The sequence below is a fragment of the Massilia sp. Dwa41.01b genome (genome assembly GCF_014171775.1).
Classification (GTDB): Bacteria; Pseudomonadota; Gammaproteobacteria; order Burkholderiales; family Burkholderiaceae_D; genus Telluria.
In genome coordinates this window covers 4,728,646-4,743,102 of record NZ_CP050454.1, presented here as the reverse complement: position 1 = coordinate 4,743,102, position 14,457 = coordinate 4,728,646, and the positions used below count along the sequence as shown (strand labels likewise).

The following is a 14,457-nucleotide window of genomic DNA, read 5'->3' as shown; positions in this document are numbered from 1 at the left end:
GTCGGAAAATCTTACATTCGCTTCAAGCGCTGATCCCACTCAATAATTTTGTTATTCGGAAACAATGACTTAGTTTTCTGGCCCGAAATTTGCTAATAGGAAAATAAGCAACCACCCGGATTGCCAAAGAAAATGTAGAAAACATTCGTTCGATAACGAGCGAGAGCGGAGAAGAGATGAAAACGATCAAGAAAATTGCCAAGGTCCTGCCACTGCTGGTGTGCGCTTATGCAGGTTCGGCCCAGGCCCTGACGATCAAGTTCAACCACGCGGCCGACATGGACGCGCGTGCGCTGGCCGGCTTCCAGGCCGCCGCCGACAACTGGAGCCGCGTGCTGCACGACAACGTCACCGTCAACCTGAACATCGGTTTCTCGGCACTCGGCCCGGGCGTGCTCGGTTCGACCGGTTCGACGCGCGGCACCGTCAGCTACGACGCTTTCCGCGATGCCCGGCAGCCGATGCCTGGGGCAAGACCGACCGGGCTGCGGTTGCCGGCCTGTCGGGCAGCAGCTGCCTGGGCGTCTACATGAACGGCACCGGCGTGAATCCGAACGGCGCCGGCAGCGGCACGCCCTTCCTGGACAACAACTGCAACGCCAACAACACCACCATCCGCCTGACGACGGCCAACGCGCGCGCAGCCGGCCTGCTCGACGCTAACAATCCGCTGGTCGACGGTTCGGTCTCGTTCAGCAACCTGTTCACCTGGGACTTCGATGCGGCCAATGGCGTCGATTCAAATGCCTTCGACTTCGTCGGCGTAGCCACCCACGAAATCGGCCACGCGCTCGGCTTCGTCAGCGGCGTCGACACCCTCGACCTGAACCGCAGCGGCAACTTCTCGGACGCGGCCTTCACCTATATCGCGCCTGCCGACCTGTTCCGCTGCTCGGACGAGAGCAAGTTCGCCGGTGCCGACCTCGACTTCGCCGCCGACAGCCGCGACAAGTTCTTCTCGCTGGATAACTGCGACAGCAAGCTGGCGCCGTTCTCGGAAGGTCGTACCTGGGGCGATGGCCAGCAGGCCAGCCACTGGAAGGACAACATGCACATCGGTATCCTCGACCCGACCGCGGGCCGTGGCGAAGTGCTGGCGATCTCGAAGCTCGACATCCAGCTGTACGACGCGATCGGCTGGAACGCCGTGCCGGAACCAGCCTCGATCGCCCTGTTCGGCCTGGGCCTGGCCGGTGTCGTCGGTCTGCGCCGCCGCCGCAAATAACACCGGCTCCGTCCGGCTGGAAGGAACGGCGCCTGCGGGCGCCGTTTTTCATGGGGCCGTCAGATACGGCCGGCGCGGCGCATGTCCTGGCGATCCTTTATCATGGGCTTTCATCAACCTGACGCGGAGCACCTATGCCTAGGCTGGACCTGAACAGTATTCCGGTAGTGAGCGGCACCGGCTATCCGCCGCCCTTCGACGATATCGTCAGCGGGCGCAGCCGCCAGGCGCTGGGCGCGGCCGGCGGACTGACCCAGTTCGGCGTCAACCTCGTCGAGCTCAAACCCGGCGCGGCATCGTCGCAACGCCACTGGCATTCCGATGTCGACGAGTTCGTGATGGTGGTCTCGGGCGAGCTGACGCTCGTCACCGACGAGGGAGAAACCCTGATGCGCGCGGGCGACTACGCGGCCTTCCCGGCCGGCCAGCCGAATGGCCACCACCTGGTCAACCGCAGCTGGGGCAACGCGCTGCTGCTGGCGATCGGCCCCGAAAGCCCGCTTGACCGCGCCGTTTATCCCGACATCGACCTGCTCTACGACGGCAGCACCGACAGCTACACGCACCGGGACGGCACGCCGTATCCGAAGCGCGATACCGGCACGGCGGGGGTGGCGCCAGCCGATTCGCCGGCGCTGGAAGAGCACGACCTGAAGCCGCGGGTGTACCGGCACGAGTAGTTCGCGGCCTAGCCAGCCCGGGTGACCCTCAGCCGTCCATCGGGCGTGAGGACGGCCCGCAGCTCGGCATAATCGCGCACGCCGAAGACGTCCGTCTCCATCGGGTGCGCATGCGTCAAGGTCACGACAATACTCTCCATCCCGGCCGCCGCCGCCGACCGCAGGCCCGTCTGGGTATCCTCGAATACCAGGCAATCGGCCGCATCCACCCCCAGCAGGCGCGCACCGAGCAGGAAGGGATCGGGCGCCGGCTTGCCGTGCTTTACGTCCTCGGCCGCCACCAGCAGGTTGGCCGCAGGCAAGCCCGCTGCCGCAAGACGCGCCTTTGCCAGCGCGCGCGGTGCCGAGGTCACGATGCCCCAGCGCGCGGGCGGCAGGCTGGCGAGGAAATCGGCTGCGCCACCGATGGCTTCGATGTCGGCGACGTCTTCGATCTCGGCCGCCGTGATCCAGGCCGCTTCCGCAATCGGATCGACACCAGGCAGGCCGAGTTGGCCGATGGTGTCATGGGTGCGCTTGCCGTGCAGGGTCGGCAGGAAGGTCTCGACGTCGAGGCCATGGCGTGATGCCCAGGCACTCCAGACCCGTTCGGCCGAGCGGATCGAGGTGAGAAGGGTGCCGTCCATATCGAACAGAAAGGCGGCGAAGCTGCGGTCGGGCAGGGAAGTGGCCATCGGGCGCATCAATCGAGCTTGCGCTCGTAACGGTCCTTGACTACCTGGCTGATGAAGGTCGACAGGCCGCTGCCGAGCGTTGCCAGGCGCTGCATTTCCGCGATGTTCTCGGCGCCGGCGCTCTGGTCGGTGTAGAGATAGCGGTCGCCGCCCGCGAAGCGCACCGTGATCGAGCGCGCGCCGATCTCATAGGCGAGCACGCCGGATTCGCCGCTCAGGTTTTTGTAGCGTTGCATCCTGTCCTCCACACTGGGGTAGTGCGGCAATTCTAGGCGGTGGCAGGCGGGCGCTCTGTGCTGCGTCGAACAGTGTGGGCTTCGAGAGGGCGCCAGAAAGGCGCCATCGGCAGGATGGCTGCGCCGGTCGCTGGCGCAGCCGGAAAACGCCTCAGCGGGCCGGCTTGCGGCGGCGCGCCGCGCCAGCCAGGCCTGCCGCGCCCAGTGCCAGCAGGGCAATGCTGGCCGGCTCGGGCACCTCGCCCGGGCCGACATAGACCGGCACGATCTTCGGTACGCCGTACTCGTAGCCGCCCATCGCGTCGAGATAGGCGACCAGTTCGGGATCGACGCTGCCGCGGGTGGCCGAACCCTTCAGCGTGTCGAAATACATCACCGGCGGCTCGTCCGTAAACAGGTTGGCGAAGTAGTTGACGGTGTAGGTGAAGCCGCCGCCCTTGGCGCGCTCGAACTCGACGTTCAGGTTCGTGACATGGTCGGCGCCGTAGGTGTCCAGGATCGAGAAATTGGTCGGGCCGTTCTTGCGGAAACGGGTGGACGCGCTGTCGAGGAGCACATCGCCTTCGCCCGTCATCGGATAGAAATACCAGCCGAAACGGCCGTTATCGAACACCGGGTCGGCCAGCTGGAACGAGAACAGCGCAATCGATCCATCGGTATCGTGCTGGACGATGAAGCCGTCCAGGCCGCGGCTCGGCTCACCGTAATGGAAGTCATACTGGACATAGCCGGCCGACGCGTTCAGCGAAAACAAGGCGGTGGCCGCGAGGGCGACGAGTTTTTTTATCATGAGGTTTCCCCTGGTTGTGGAATGCGTCTTACAGCAAGCTCCATGCCACGAAGGAATCATGCGCGGTATCAATGACTTGGGAACTAACAGTATTCGCTGGCGGCGCAATGTGTAAGGTCTGTCGACAAGAGGGGGCCTGTATGCAGGCGTCCGCGACCGGCTGCAGCGCTCGCGCGGGAAACCTACAGCACCTGCGCCACGAACACGATCAATGACGCCGACGGCACCAGCAGCACCTGCGCCAGCAAGGTCCCGGCCAGGCGGCTGCCCACCAGCCAGACGATGGCGTGGCGGAAATCCCCTTCGCTGACGCGCCCCTCCACCACATCGTCGGTCATGCCCGACATGTGCGGATCGATGAACACGGCCATCATGATGGTCGCGCCGCCATTGATGATCGAGGACAGCGTGCTCGAGGTCACCCGCACTTCCGGCGCCAGCGCCCCGGCATACAGGGCCGCGAACACGCCCACCGTCCACAGCGCGACGGCGCCGACGTTGAGCAGGGTGATCGACAGCGACACCGTGTTCCTGCCGCGCAGGCCGCTCACGTTGGACGCCGCCGGCAGGGTGGCCGCATCGCGCATGCGACAGGCCGCCCTTCAAGAAGCCGTGCAGGATCAGCTTGGGCACCGAACGGTGCACCTGGAAGTGGTCCACGGTGCGGCAGAAGACGCGCTGGAAGGTCGGGATGAGCAGGGCGCCGGCCAGCGTCGCCAGCGAGCTTGCCACCAGCAGCCAGCGGAAGTCCGCCAGCAGGTTCGTACTCACCGCGCCGGCCAGGTTCGATTCGACCCGCTTGGCGAGAAACGGACCGAGAAAGGAATTCGAGGTGCGCGAGACCAGCACCAGGATGGAAAACAGCGCAAACGACACCGCAATGCGGCGCGTGCGCACACCGGCGATACGCACGGAATACGCCAGGGTGCCGATCAGGTGGATGACGAAGGTGAGGAAGCAGATCAGCCAGAGCTGGGTATCCATGCGTCGGTGCCGGTGTTGTCAGACACGCATGCTGACATCGAACGGGTGGCGCGGCAAGAAGAAATGGTGCTAGCCCACTTCGTGTCGCCGGGACAGTGCTTGACTCAACGCGGTGAGGTCTGCTCGACAGAAATAAATTTCCTAAATGCTACACCGTTGTTTGTATGGAATGTACAATTTCATAACTGAACATACATCCAGGTCTTACTCATGAAGCGCATTTCAAAATTACTCATCCTCTGTCTCGTCCTTGCTGTAGCCGGCTGTGACAAAGGCATGCTCGACAACCCGATGCGCAAGGCCGTGCGCGAAAAACTCAAGGATCCGGACTCGGCGAAGTGGGGCGAGGTGTATGTCTACAAGAATCGCGCCTGTCTGGAAGTGAATTCGAAAAACTCCTACGGCGGATATACCGGTAAGCAGGCGGCATGGCTGCACAGCTTTGGCGGTGACAGCTGGTACCTCGACAAGATCAATGAGGACGTGTGCTACGAATCTCCTTTGAAAGAACTGGTGGCGATCGACGAAGCCGAAGAAGCGGCCGAAAAAGAGGTTATCGCCCTGCTCGCAAAGATCGGTCGCACGGTTACCCCGCATGAACTGACTATGGTCAACAAGGATGACCCCGCCTCCGACAAATGCGTTGTCCAGGCCAGTAAGGCGATGACGGCAAAACGCATCGCACTCGGCACCAAACCGGATAGCCGTGCCATGTGGGAGAAGGATTACGCTGAGCAGATCGCACCCGTGATCTCGGGTGCTTGCAAGGGCTGATTGCCTGAGCAAGCCATGACGGCGACTTTCGCGCCCGCGAAAAACGCCGGTGCACCGCGCACGCAGGCTGGCGGTTGACGCAGGTGCCGCACGATGCCAAAATTGAAACCCCATTCACCGACTCGAGGAGACACCCATGAACCAGCCTGATACCGTCTCCCGGTCGGCCGCCTGACGCTTCTGTCCATCACGACGATGTCCTGAGCGCGCAAGCGCCCGACCTTCCATTCTTCGATTCCGCCGCGCCCCTGCGGCGGCTTGCGCACGCCTGTGCGCCACTGAATTGGAAAACACATCGTCATGATCGACTTCGATTTCCCGGCCCTGCAAAGGATCGGTTTTCACCCGCAGTTCGTTTCACAACTCGCGGCAGTTTCGCCACCACAGCGCCTGGCCCGCGTCACCGCCGCCGCGCGCGATGCGTACACGCTCGACGACGGGCACGCCACCTTCCAGGGCCGTAGCGCCCGTTTCGACGCGTCGAATCAACCCGTGGTCGGCGACTGGGTGCTCGTCACGCCCAGCCTCGGCGACTGCTGGATCGAGCGCGTCCTGGAGCCGCTTACCCAGCTGACGCGGCGCACACCCTCGGGGCGGCAAGTCCTGGCGAGCAACGTCGATACGGCGCTGCTGCTGATGGGCCTGGACAAGGACTTTAATCCCCGCCGCATGGAGCGCTACATCGCGCTGGTGCGCGCCTGCGGCGTGGCGCCGGTGATGGTGCTGACGAAGCCGGATATCGGCAGCGATGCCGAGAGCAAGATTGCGCAGCTGCGTGGGCGCATTCCTGGCGACGTGCCGGCCGTGACCCTGGTGCCTGCCGAGCAGTCCGATAGCGGCCTGCTGGCGCCCTGGTTGGGAGCAGGGCAAACGCTGGTGCTGCTGGGTTCATCGGGCGTCGGCAAATCGACGCTGACCAATGCCCTCACCGGCAGTGCGCAGGTGACGGGCGGTACCCGCCAGGGCGACGACCACGGCCGCCACACCACCACCGGTCGCTCGCTGCACCGCTGTCCGGGCGGCGCCTGCATCATCGACACGCCGGGCTTGCGCGCCTGGCAGCCCGACGCCGACGAGGATGAGCTCGACGGTGCCTTCAACGATATCGCGGCACTGGCCGAGGCTTGCCAGTTCCGGGACTGCCGCCACGAGAGCGAGCCGGGCTGCGCGGTGCGGGGCAGCGTCGACGAGGACCGGCTGCGCAACTACCGTAAGCTGCTGCGCGAAGTGCAGCGGGCCGCGCAGACGCCGCTGGATAAAATCGCCGAACGCGGCAAGTGGAAGGTATTGGTGAGGGCGGCGCAGGAACGCGGCCGCAACAAGCGCGGCGGCTAGAAAGAACAGCCCCTGGCCGCGGCGCGGCCGCCTGCCAGGGCTGCTTGTCACTACTGGCGTCGCTTATTCGACCAGCTGCTTGCGCACGCGTGCGATGGCCAGTTTTACCTGGTTCGGTGCGGTGCCGCCGACGTGGTCGCGCGCGGCGACGGAGCCTTCCAGCGTCAGCACGGCAAACACGTCGTCCTCGATCAGCGGCGAGAAACCGCGCAGGGTCTCGAGCGACATCTCCGACAGGTCGACGCCGGCACCGTCGCAGGCGCGCACCGCATGGGCCACGGCTTCGTGCGCGTCGCGGAAGGGCAGGCCTTTTTTCACGAGGTAGTCGGCAAGGTCGGTGGCCGTCGCATAGCCCTGCAGGGCGGCGGCGCGCATGTTCCCGGCTTTCACGGTGATGCCGCCGGCCATGTCGGTGAAAATGCGCAGCGTGTCGAGCACGGTGTCGATCGTGTCGAACAGCGGTTCCTTGTCTTCCTGGTTGTCCTTGTTATAGGCCAGCGGCTGGCCTTTCATCAGGGTCAGCAGCGCCGTCAAATGTCCGTAGACGCGGCCGGTCTTGCCTCTGGCCAGCTCCGGCACGTCCGGGTTTTTCTTCTGCGGCATGATCGAGGAGCCCGTGCAGAAGCGGTCGGCGATGTCGATGAAGCCGATGCGCGGGCTCATCCACATGACCAGCTCTTCCGACATGCGCGAGACGTGCATCATGATGAGCGAGGCTGCGGCTGTGAATTCGATCGCGAAGTCGCGGTCGGAGACAGCGTCGAGCGAGTTGTGGCAGACGTCTTCGAAGCCGAGGGTCCTGGCCACGCGCAGGCGGTCGATCGGGAAGGTGGTGCCGGCCAGGGCAGCGGCGCCCAGCGGCAGGCGGTTCACGCGGCGGCGCGCATCGATCATGCGCTCGGCATCGCGCCCGAACATTTCCACATAGGCCAGCATGTGGTGTCCGAAGGTGATCGGCTGCGCCACCTGCAGGTGGGTAAAGCCCGGCATGATGGTGTCATGGTGGCGCTCGGCCAGGTCCGTAAGGGCCGCGCGCAGCTGCTGCAGCAGGGCCAGCACGTCGTCGATGGCGGCGCGCACGTACAGGCGGATGTCGGTCGCCACCTGGTCGTTGCGCGAGCGGCCCGTGTGCAGGCGTTTTCCCGCATCGCCCACCAGCTCGGTCAGGCGCTTCTCGATGTTCAGGTGCACGTCTTCCAGGTCGAGCAGCCACTCGAAGCTGCCCGCCTCGATCTCGCCGCGGATCTGCGCCATGCCGCGTTCGATGTCCAGCAGGTCCTCCTGCGAGATGATGCCCTGCGCGGCCAGCATCTCGGCATGGGCGAGCGAGCCTTCGATGTCGAAGGGCGCCAGGCGCTTGTCGAAGAACACCGAGGCCGTGTAGCGCTTGACGAGGTCCGAGACCGGTTCGGAGAAGCGTGCCGACCAGGCTTCGCCTTTTTTGGAGAATTGTGCAGTCATGGGGATGTCCGGTTGAAGTATCCGTTCGATTATAAACCGCCATCTCGCGGCCCCGCCCGCAGCGGGCCGGGATGACAAGGAGGCGGAAATCGCGGATTATTCGCCTGTCAACATATGCAGCGAAGGAGTACAAGATGGAGAAGATTCGTCAACGCAGCCTGGGCCTGGCGCTGGCTTGCGTCATCGCGGCCGGCCCCGGTGCCGCCGCTGCTGCCCAGCCGGCCCAGCCGGCGCAACTGGCGCCGGCCCAGCCGACGACCGTCAAGGAGGCTGACGGTGCCTCGGTCGACAGCGTCGTCGCCGCCCTCTACGATGTCATTTCCGGCCCCGCGGGAGCGCCGCGCAACTGGAACCGCATGCGCGCGCTGTTCGCGCCGGACGCGAAGCTGATGGTGATCCTGCCCAAGCCCGAGGGCGGCTTCGGCTTGCGCGCGCTGACGGTCGAGGACTACATCAGCCGCAACATGAGCACCTTCAATACCTCCGGGTTCCACGAGCGCGAGATCGCCCGCAGCACCGACAGCTTCGGCCAGCTGGTGCACGTGTTCAGCACCTATGAATTGCTGCGCTCGCCGCACGACCCGAAGCCCTTCATGCGCGGCATTAACAGCATCCAGCTGGCGCACGACGGCAAGCGCTGGTGGATCGCCAACCTGGTCTGGCGCGCCGAAGACGCAGGCCTGGCGCTGCCCGAGCGCTACCTGCCGGCCCGCCCGGAAGGCGCAACGCGGCCCTGATAGCAATTCGGCAATCGAATCTTGTCGATCCTGCAAATGGGGCTAAAATTGGTTTTTTCGCCAGATCGGCCAGGCAGATGACGACCAACGATTCCAGCTTCGAGGCCAGTACCGACCAGTCGCGGCTCGACATCCCGATGATCTACCGTTTCCTCAGCGAGCAGTCGAGCTGGGCGGTCGGGATCTCGCGTCCGCTTGTCGAGCGCGCCATCGAGAATTCGCTTTGCTTCGGCGGCTACCTCGACGGCCGCCAGATCGCCTTTGCCCGCGTGATCACCGACTTCGCCACCTTCGCCAACCTGGTCGACGTCTTTGTCCTGCCGGAATACCGTGGTCACGGCTACGGCAAGCAGCTGGTGGCAGCGGTGCTGCGCCATCCCAGCCTGCAGCGCCTGCGCCGTTTCACGCTGGCCACCAGCGATGCCCAGGGCCTGTACGAGCGTTTCGGCTTCACCGCGCCGCGCCAGCCTGAGACATTAATGGAACGTTACTTCCCGAACATTTATCTCTCCTGAGCGGTCTCAACACGGCGACATCTTTCCCGAATCAGGCTTAGGATTTCCCTGTTCGAGAAGGAGCGTCGTATGTGGCCAATTGCTGGTTCCGTTGCGCTTGCCGCATCCCTGCTGACCGCAATCCCGGCCGAGGCCGAGGTACCGGTCCGTCTCCCCGCCACCAAGGGCTCGCTCGTCATCATCGGCGGCGCGCTGCGCACCGACAACGCCGCCGTCTGGGAACGCGTGGTCGCGCTCGCCGGCGGCAGGGGCGCGCGTATCGCCGTGTTCGCCTCGGCTTCGGCCAACCCGGAAAAGTCCGGTGCCGCCCTCGTCGAACGCCTGAGCAAATATGGCGCCAAGGCCTTTTTCGTCCCCATCGCCGTGACCCTGACCGGCACCGATTACCAGGCCGCGGCCGACAATCCCGAATTGGTGGAGGCGATACGATCCGCAGGCGGCGCGTACTTCGCCGGCGGCGACCAGTCCCGCATCACGCGCGCCCTGCGCCGCCCCGACGGCAGCAACACCCGCGTGCTCGATGCCCTGTGGGACATGTACCGCCGCGGCGGCGTGATCGCCGGCAGCAGCGCCGGCGCCGCCATCATGAGCAGCAGCATGTTCGGTAACCCGAAGCCCGTGCTCGCCACGCTGAAACTCGGCCTCGAGGACGGCCAGGAAATCACGCCCGGCCTGGGCTTCATCGGCGACGACGTGTTCGTCGACCAGCACCTGCTGGTGCGCGGCCGCTTCGCCCGGATGCTGCCGGCGATGCTGCAAAAGGGCTACAAGCTGGGGCTGGGCATCGACGAGAACACGGCGATGATCATCAAGCCCGACCGTGAGGTCGAGGTCGTGGGCTACAGGGGCGCGCTGGTGGTCGATTTATCCAGGGCCCATGCGCAGCAGGGCGCCTTCAACATCAGCAACGTGCGCCTGAGCTACCTCGACAACGGCGACCGCTTCAACATCGCCAGCCGCAGCTTCACGCCCGCGCCCGACAAGGCCGAAGGCCGCCTCGACCCGGCGCGTCCCTACTACCGCGAGCCGCTGTTCTCGGCCGATATCCTCGGCAACAGCACGGTGGTGGACCTGATGGGCAAACTCATCGACAGCGACCAGGTCGAAGCCATCGGCCTGACGCTCGACAGCCCGCACAACGTCCAGCCTGATCTCGGTTTCGAATTCAAATTCACCCGCACCGGGGAAAGCGTCGGCTACATGTCGGCCGCGACCGAGGCGTATTCGGTCTACAACGTGCGGCTCGATATCCGGCCGATCGTGGTGAAGATGCCGCTGTATCACTACAAGTAGCACCCGACGGACGGTTCCAGCGTAATCAACGCTTCACGTTCCTGTGCGCCTTGTAGTCGCCAAAATGGCTCGTCCGGGGCTCCAGCCCACGTTCCTCCATCTTGCGCCGCAGGAGCGCGAAGGCCGCGTCCCTGTCCTGCCCCGACCACGCCGACACCGGCGCCACGACGAAGCGCATGTCGTCGCCGTACAGGACCAGCGTGCCCTGGACGCCGATGTCGACGCGCTCGACGTCGCGCCAGAGCATGCGGTAGCGCCCCATCGTGTTGCGGTGGCCGATGCCATCTTCGTCCAGCTCGAAGCTGCCCGAGGACACGAGGATGTAGGCGCCCAGGGCGATGAAGACCCAGAAGAAGGCGGACGGGCCGTACTGGCCTGCGAGGAAGGCGGCGACACTGCAGCCCAGGAAGATGGCGATGCAGGCCCAGGCGGCAATCGTGTGGCTGCGTAGCCGGACGGTCAGGGGCCGGCCGGTGGAAAACGTCGTGGATGTCATGGAGCGGCTTTCGAAAGGTGCATCAAGAAAAAGGCTGCCGCGCGAGCGCAGCGCGGCAGCCCACCGTCATCCCACGACAGCGCTTAGTCGACCGTGACTTCCTTGCGGTTGTCGCGCGACACGCGGTCGATCATCTTGTTGTAGGGATCGACGCCGACATCGAAAGGCTGCTCCTTGACGGTGATGGTCACGACCGGGTTCTCGCCCGTGAGGACGCGTTTTTCCAGCAGCAGCGCGCGCTCGTCCTGTTCCTTGGCACCCTTGGCGCGCGCGAAGACACCGATCTCCACCGGCTCGTCGTAGGTGCGTGGCGTTTCCCTGCCCTTGCCGTCGGCTTCCATTTTCGCCAGGTGCAGCTTCATCGTCACGTCCCACTGGCCATCGGCGCGCTTCTTCGCCCTGGCCTCGAGGACGCGGTTATCGTAGAAGACGATCTTCTCGAACATGTCGGCGATCAGCGCATGCTTGGCAACCGGCGCCTCGGCGCGGATGTAGTCGAGCAGTTCGGTCGAGGTCGTGAACGGCGCCTCCTGGAAACCCTTGTCCTGCACGAAGCGCTTCAGTGCGCGGTTGAGTGCCTCTTCGCCGATCTCGTCACGCAGGCGATAGAAGATCAGGCTGCCCTTGCGGTAGTGGATGTAGTCCTGGTTTTCCACGCGGTACAGGGGCAGTTCCTCGATCTTTTCGCCGCCGCGCGAGCTCAGGTAGCGATCGAGCTCGTAGCGCAGGAAGCGGCGCATCTTGTCGCGGCCATATTCCTTCTCCATCACCATCAGCGCCGAGTACTGCGCCAGCGATTCGACCAGCATGGTTTCGCCCTGGACGTTCGCGGGAGCGATCTGGTGGCCCCACCACTGGTGCGCCATTTCGTGGGCCGTCACGTAGAACACGTAGTCGATGTCTTCCTTGTCGCGCAGGTCGGCGATGAAGCCGATCGACTCCGAGAACGGGATCGTGTTGGCGAACGACTGCGCGAAGCTGTTGTAGTTCGGGAACTCGAGGATGCGTACCTGCTTGTGCTGGTAGGGCGTGAACTGGGTCGTGAAATAGTCCAGCGACTTCTGCGTTCCCGTAATCATCCGGTCGACGTTGTAGGCGTGCTTGCGGTCGTGGTAGATCTCGATCGGGATGCCGTGCCAGTCGGCCTTCTTCACTTGCCAGTCGGCCGACAGGTAGGCGAAGAAGGGCAGCATCTTCTGGTCCATCTTGTAGTGGTAGTAGTTGCGGCCGTTTTCCTGCCACGACTTTTGCAGGTAGCCGGGCGCCAGCGCGATCTGCTTGCCGCTGGTGGAGACGACGGTGTCGAAACTGATCCAGTCGCCATCGGCACCGAAGGCCGTGTTGGCACGGGCGGCCTGGTCTTCCAGCTTGGCCATGCGTTCGGGTTCGCCCAGGCCGCGCTTGCGGCGCTCGTTGCGGTCGGTGAGCTCGAAGCCGTTCTGGTAGCCGATCGACGGGAAGAACTCGCGGTTGTTGAAGAAAGTACCGTTCAGGTTGACCGTGTCGGGCGTACCGCCGTTCGAGAAGCCCGGGTGGCGCACGTCGATGACGAAGTCCAGCGGCATGCGGGCGCCCGGCGCCAGGGCTTGCGCCAGCTTGATGATGCGGAAGCCGGATGTCTTGTCGTCCAGCTCGACCTTGTGCTCGGGCAGCCCCGACAGGGTGCTTTCGACATCGGGGTTGAACTGCAGGCGCAGCGTGTCGAGCGGCTGGTTCGTCTTGTTCTGCAGGACGTAGCTGCCCTTGATGCGTACGCGGCGCTCTTCCGGATAGATGTCGACCGCGGCGCGGATATCCGTGATCTTCGGATGCGGCAGGTCCTTGTACTTGCGATAGGTTTTTTCGTACAGGGCCTGCTTGTCCATCGTCACATCCTTGGCTTCGTAGCGTGCCAGGGTATTCGTGTTGTGGAAGATCCAGCCGCCGACGCCGCCGAAGGCAAGCAGGCAGGCGGCCAGCGCCACGCCCAGCGGTCCCGTCAGGTGGCGGCCGGCGGCGCACACGGGTGCGCCAGTCGGTCGACAGGCCGCGCACCCAGAAAGCCTGGGCCACGATCAGGGCCGCCACGGTGAACAGGGTCCAGTACAGCGCGAACCAGGCCCAGCCCGTGAGGAAGTGGCCATAGCCGTTCATGTCCGAGTAGGGGGCGCCCGGCAGGCCGGCGAAGCTGTACAGGTTGTGGTCGAAATGCAGGATGCCGGCGACGATCTGCCACACCATCAGCAGGATCATCAACAGGTAGCCGATGAACTTGTTGTTCGTGACGACCTGCGCGACCACGCCGATCAGGGCCATGAAAATGAACGGCAGGCCGGCGATCAGCGCGCCCTTCAGATACAGCTGCAGCTCGACCGGCGCACCGCCGCGCACCAGCTGGATCGCCATCGCGGCCAGCACGCCCGCCAGCATGAAGGCCAGCACCACGCCAACCAGCGCCAGGCTCTTGGCCAGCAGCGGTGCCCAGTTCGGCACTGGCATGGCATCGACGACGTCGGCGATCTTGACCTGGCGTTCCTTGAAGATCAGCTCGCCGGCATAGAAGGTCACGATGATAAGCAGCATGAAGGTGAAACTGGAGCTCAGCAGTTCCACCATCAGGTGGGTCATCGGATAGACGTCGGTGCCGAACATCTGCCCCATCTGGGTCGAGGCGCCGAACATGTTCAGCACGCCGATCAGCAGCATGACGAGGAAAGGCACGCTCTTGAACACGGCTGTGGCATCGAAAGCGAAGATGTGCCAGCACTGGCTCCAGCGCGTCGCACGCGTGAAACGGGGTTCGATGCGCGGCAGCGCGACGGGTTGCGTCACCGGCGCGGCGGCAGCGGCCAGCCTGGCCTTGCCGAACAGGCGCTTGCCGGTACCGGCGCGCTGCGGCTTGAACAGGACCAGGGTCAGGCCGAACAAGCCCAGCGCGACGGCGGCCCACACCGCGCGATTGGCGAGGATATAGCCGCCAAAGGCGGGCAGGCCGGCGTTGGCCTCGGCGGTGGAATAGTAGCGCGTGGCGCGGCCCAGTGCGCGGATACCGAAGGGGTCGGTCAGGACGGCGATCCATTCGTTGTCGAGGTTCGAGGTGAACTTGCCGGCCACCACCCACAGCACGAACAGGGCCAGCACGCCGACGTACACCAGCATGATCGAACGCGTGGTCGAGGCCAGCAGCATCAGCAGGGCGCCGATGAAGAACAGGTTGGGCACGACGATCACGGCCAGGGACCACAGGTAGGCGCCGCCCGGGAAGGGCCCGACGCGCT

16 protein-coding genes and 2 pseudogenes are annotated in these 14,457 nt (G+C 64.7%); 10 read left to right on the top strand and 8 right to left on the bottom strand.

Going from position 1 to position 14,457, the window contains the following annotated elements; genetic code table 11:
• The first annotated feature begins 176 nt into the window (after positions 1-176).
• The 3 genes from G4G28_RS27025 to G4G28_RS21805 all read left to right on the top strand — a co-directional run bounded on the left by G4G28_RS27025 (position 177) and on the right by G4G28_RS21805 (position 1,905).
• On the top strand, positions 177-533 hold the full coding sequence (locus tag G4G28_RS27025; protein WP_183107829.1) for a hypothetical protein: 357 nt from the start codon (positions 177-179) through the stop codon (positions 531-533).
• Entirely contained in the window at positions 500-1,225 is a 726-nt protein-coding gene (locus G4G28_RS21810; RefSeq protein ID WP_229508115.1) for an NF038122 family metalloprotease, read from the top strand. Before G4G28_RS27025 ends, G4G28_RS21810 begins: the two co-directional genes overlap by 34 nt.
• Positions 1,226-1,359: 134 nt before the next feature.
• Complete coding sequence (locus G4G28_RS21805; RefSeq protein ID WP_183107827.1) at positions 1,360-1,905, top strand: cupin domain-containing protein; 546 nt, start codon at positions 1,360-1,362, stop codon at positions 1,903-1,905.
• An 8-nt stretch (positions 1,906-1,913) separates the two neighbouring features.
• On the opposite strand, the gene G4G28_RS21800 is transcribed toward G4G28_RS21805, so the two are convergent.
• The 4 genes and pseudogenes from G4G28_RS21800 to G4G28_RS21785 all read right to left on the bottom strand — a co-directional run bounded on the left by G4G28_RS21800 (position 1,914) and on the right by G4G28_RS21785 (position 4,589).
• Positions 1,914-2,579 carry an HAD-IA family hydrolase gene (locus tag G4G28_RS21800; protein WP_182989905.1) on the bottom strand — a complete coding sequence of 222 codons (666 nt, stop codon included), beginning with the start codon at positions 2,577-2,579 and terminating at the stop codon, positions 1,914-1,916.
• Between the two features lie 8 nt (positions 2,580-2,587).
• Positions 2,588-2,815, bottom strand: a complete 228-nt coding sequence (locus G4G28_RS21795) for a hypothetical protein (RefSeq protein ID WP_182989904.1) — start codon at positions 2,813-2,815, stop codon at positions 2,588-2,590.
• A 151-nt stretch (positions 2,816-2,966) separates the two neighbouring features.
• Entirely contained in the window at positions 2,967-3,605 is a 639-nt protein-coding gene (locus G4G28_RS21790) for a PEP-CTERM sorting domain-containing protein (protein ID WP_182989903.1), read from the bottom strand.
• Between the two features lie 182 nt (positions 3,606-3,787).
• Positions 3,788-4,589 (bottom strand): annotated as a pseudogene (locus G4G28_RS21785) (lipid II flippase Amj family protein).
• Between the two features lie 210 nt (positions 4,590-4,799).
• Here G4G28_RS21785 and G4G28_RS21780 point away from each other — a divergent pair.
• Entirely contained in the window at positions 4,800-5,363 is a 564-nt protein-coding gene (locus tag G4G28_RS21780; RefSeq protein ID WP_182989902.1) for a hypothetical protein, read from the top strand.
• 300 nt (positions 5,364-5,663) lie between these two features.
• The gene (gene rsgA / locus G4G28_RS21775; protein ID WP_182989901.1) at positions 5,664-6,698 is read left to right on the top strand and encodes a ribosome small subunit-dependent GTPase A; all 1,035 of its coding nucleotides are present in this window, start codon (positions 5,664-5,666) and stop codon (positions 6,696-6,698) included.
• Positions 6,699-6,761: 63 nt separating this feature from the next.
• Here rsgA and argH read toward each other — a convergent pair whose 3' ends face one another.
• Positions 6,762-8,159 carry an argininosuccinate lyase gene (gene argH / locus G4G28_RS21770; RefSeq protein ID WP_183107826.1) on the bottom strand — a complete coding sequence of 466 codons (1,398 nt, stop codon included), beginning with the start codon at positions 8,157-8,159 and terminating at the stop codon, positions 6,762-6,764.
• A 134-nt stretch (positions 8,160-8,293) separates the two neighbouring features.
• Here argH and G4G28_RS21765 point away from each other — a divergent pair, with 134 nt between their 5' ends.
• The 3 genes from G4G28_RS21765 (at position 8,294) to G4G28_RS21755 (ending at position 10,704) form a co-directional block, all read left to right on the top strand.
• Entirely contained in the window at positions 8,294-8,896 is a 603-nt protein-coding gene (locus G4G28_RS21765) for a hypothetical protein (RefSeq protein WP_229425258.1), read from the top strand.
• Between the two features lie 77 nt (positions 8,897-8,973).
• Positions 8,974-9,411, top strand: a complete 438-nt coding sequence (locus tag G4G28_RS21760) for a GNAT family N-acetyltransferase (RefSeq protein ID WP_182989900.1) — start codon at positions 8,974-8,976, stop codon at positions 9,409-9,411.
• Between the two features lie 69 nt (positions 9,412-9,480).
• Positions 9,481-10,704, top strand: a complete 1,224-nt coding sequence (locus G4G28_RS21755) for a cyanophycinase (protein ID WP_183107825.1) — start codon at positions 9,481-9,483, stop codon at positions 10,702-10,704.
• A gap of 25 nt (positions 10,705-10,729) precedes the next feature.
• Here G4G28_RS21755 and G4G28_RS21750 read toward each other — a convergent pair whose 3' ends face one another.
• From G4G28_RS21750 to G4G28_RS29475, 3 genes and pseudogenes are all read right to left on the bottom strand, one after another.
• On the bottom strand, positions 10,730-11,200 hold the full coding sequence (locus G4G28_RS21750; RefSeq protein ID WP_182989898.1) for a hypothetical protein: 471 nt from the start codon (positions 11,198-11,200) through the stop codon (positions 10,730-10,732).
• 83 nt (positions 11,201-11,283) lie between these two features.
• Positions 11,284-13,203 carry a M1 family aminopeptidase gene (locus tag G4G28_RS28665; RefSeq protein WP_308601279.1) on the bottom strand — a complete coding sequence of 640 codons (1,920 nt, stop codon included), beginning with the start codon at positions 13,201-13,203 and terminating at the stop codon, positions 11,284-11,286.
• Between the two features lie 289 nt (positions 13,204-13,492).
• Positions 13,493-13,840, bottom strand: a pseudogene (locus tag G4G28_RS29475) (ABC transporter permease); the annotation flags it as partial.
• Here G4G28_RS29475 and G4G28_RS28655 point away from each other — a divergent pair.
• On the top strand, positions 13,821-14,153 hold the full coding sequence (locus G4G28_RS28655; protein ID WP_308601276.1) for a hypothetical protein: 333 nt from the start codon (positions 13,821-13,823) through the stop codon (positions 14,151-14,153). The pseudogene G4G28_RS29475 and the gene G4G28_RS28655 overlap by 20 nt on opposite strands.
• A 123-nt stretch (positions 14,154-14,276) precedes the next feature.
• Positions 14,277-14,429 (top strand): hypothetical protein, encoded by a 153-nt coding sequence (locus G4G28_RS28650; protein ID WP_229425256.1) that lies wholly within the window; start codon positions 14,277-14,279, stop codon positions 14,427-14,429.
• Positions 14,430-14,457: the final 28 nt, after the last annotated feature.

Excerpts from the sequence above, each read along its gene's own strand:
- G4G28_RS21805 (WP_183107827.1), top strand. The coding sequence starts at position 1,360 with ATGCCTAGGCTGGACCTGAACAGTATTCCGGTAGTGAGCGGCACCGGC.
- rsgA (WP_182989901.1), top strand. The coding sequence starts at position 5,664 with ATGATCGACTTCGATTTCCCGGCCCTGCAAAGGATCGGTTTTCACCCG.
- G4G28_RS27025 (WP_183107829.1), top strand. The coding sequence starts at position 177 with ATGAAAACGATCAAGAAAATTGCCAAGGTCCTGCCACTGCTGGTGTGC.
- G4G28_RS21780 (WP_182989902.1), top strand. The coding sequence starts at position 4,800 with ATGAAGCGCATTTCAAAATTACTCATCCTCTGTCTCGTCCTTGCTGTA.
- G4G28_RS21790 (WP_182989903.1), bottom strand. The coding sequence starts at position 3,605 with ATGATAAAAAAACTCGTCGCCCTCGCGGCCACCGCCTTGTTTTCGCTG.
- G4G28_RS21750 (WP_182989898.1), bottom strand. The coding sequence starts at position 11,200 with ATGACATCCACGACGTTTTCCACCGGCCGGCCCCTGACCGTCCGGCTA.
- G4G28_RS21800 (WP_182989905.1), bottom strand. The coding sequence starts at position 2,579 with ATGGCCACTTCCCTGCCCGACCGCAGCTTCGCCGCCTTTCTGTTCGAT.
- G4G28_RS21765 (WP_229425258.1), top strand. The coding sequence starts at position 8,294 with ATGGAGAAGATTCGTCAACGCAGCCTGGGCCTGGCGCTGGCTTGCGTC.
- argH (WP_183107826.1), bottom strand. The coding sequence starts at position 8,159 with ATGACTGCACAATTCTCCAAAAAAGGCGAAGCCTGGTCGGCACGCTTC.
- G4G28_RS21760 (WP_182989900.1), top strand. The coding sequence starts at position 8,974 with ATGACGACCAACGATTCCAGCTTCGAGGCCAGTACCGACCAGTCGCGG.
- G4G28_RS21755 (WP_183107825.1), top strand. The coding sequence starts at position 9,481 with ATGTGGCCAATTGCTGGTTCCGTTGCGCTTGCCGCATCCCTGCTGACC.
- G4G28_RS21795 (WP_182989904.1), bottom strand. The coding sequence starts at position 2,815 with ATGCAACGCTACAAAAACCTGAGCGGCGAATCCGGCGTGCTCGCCTAT.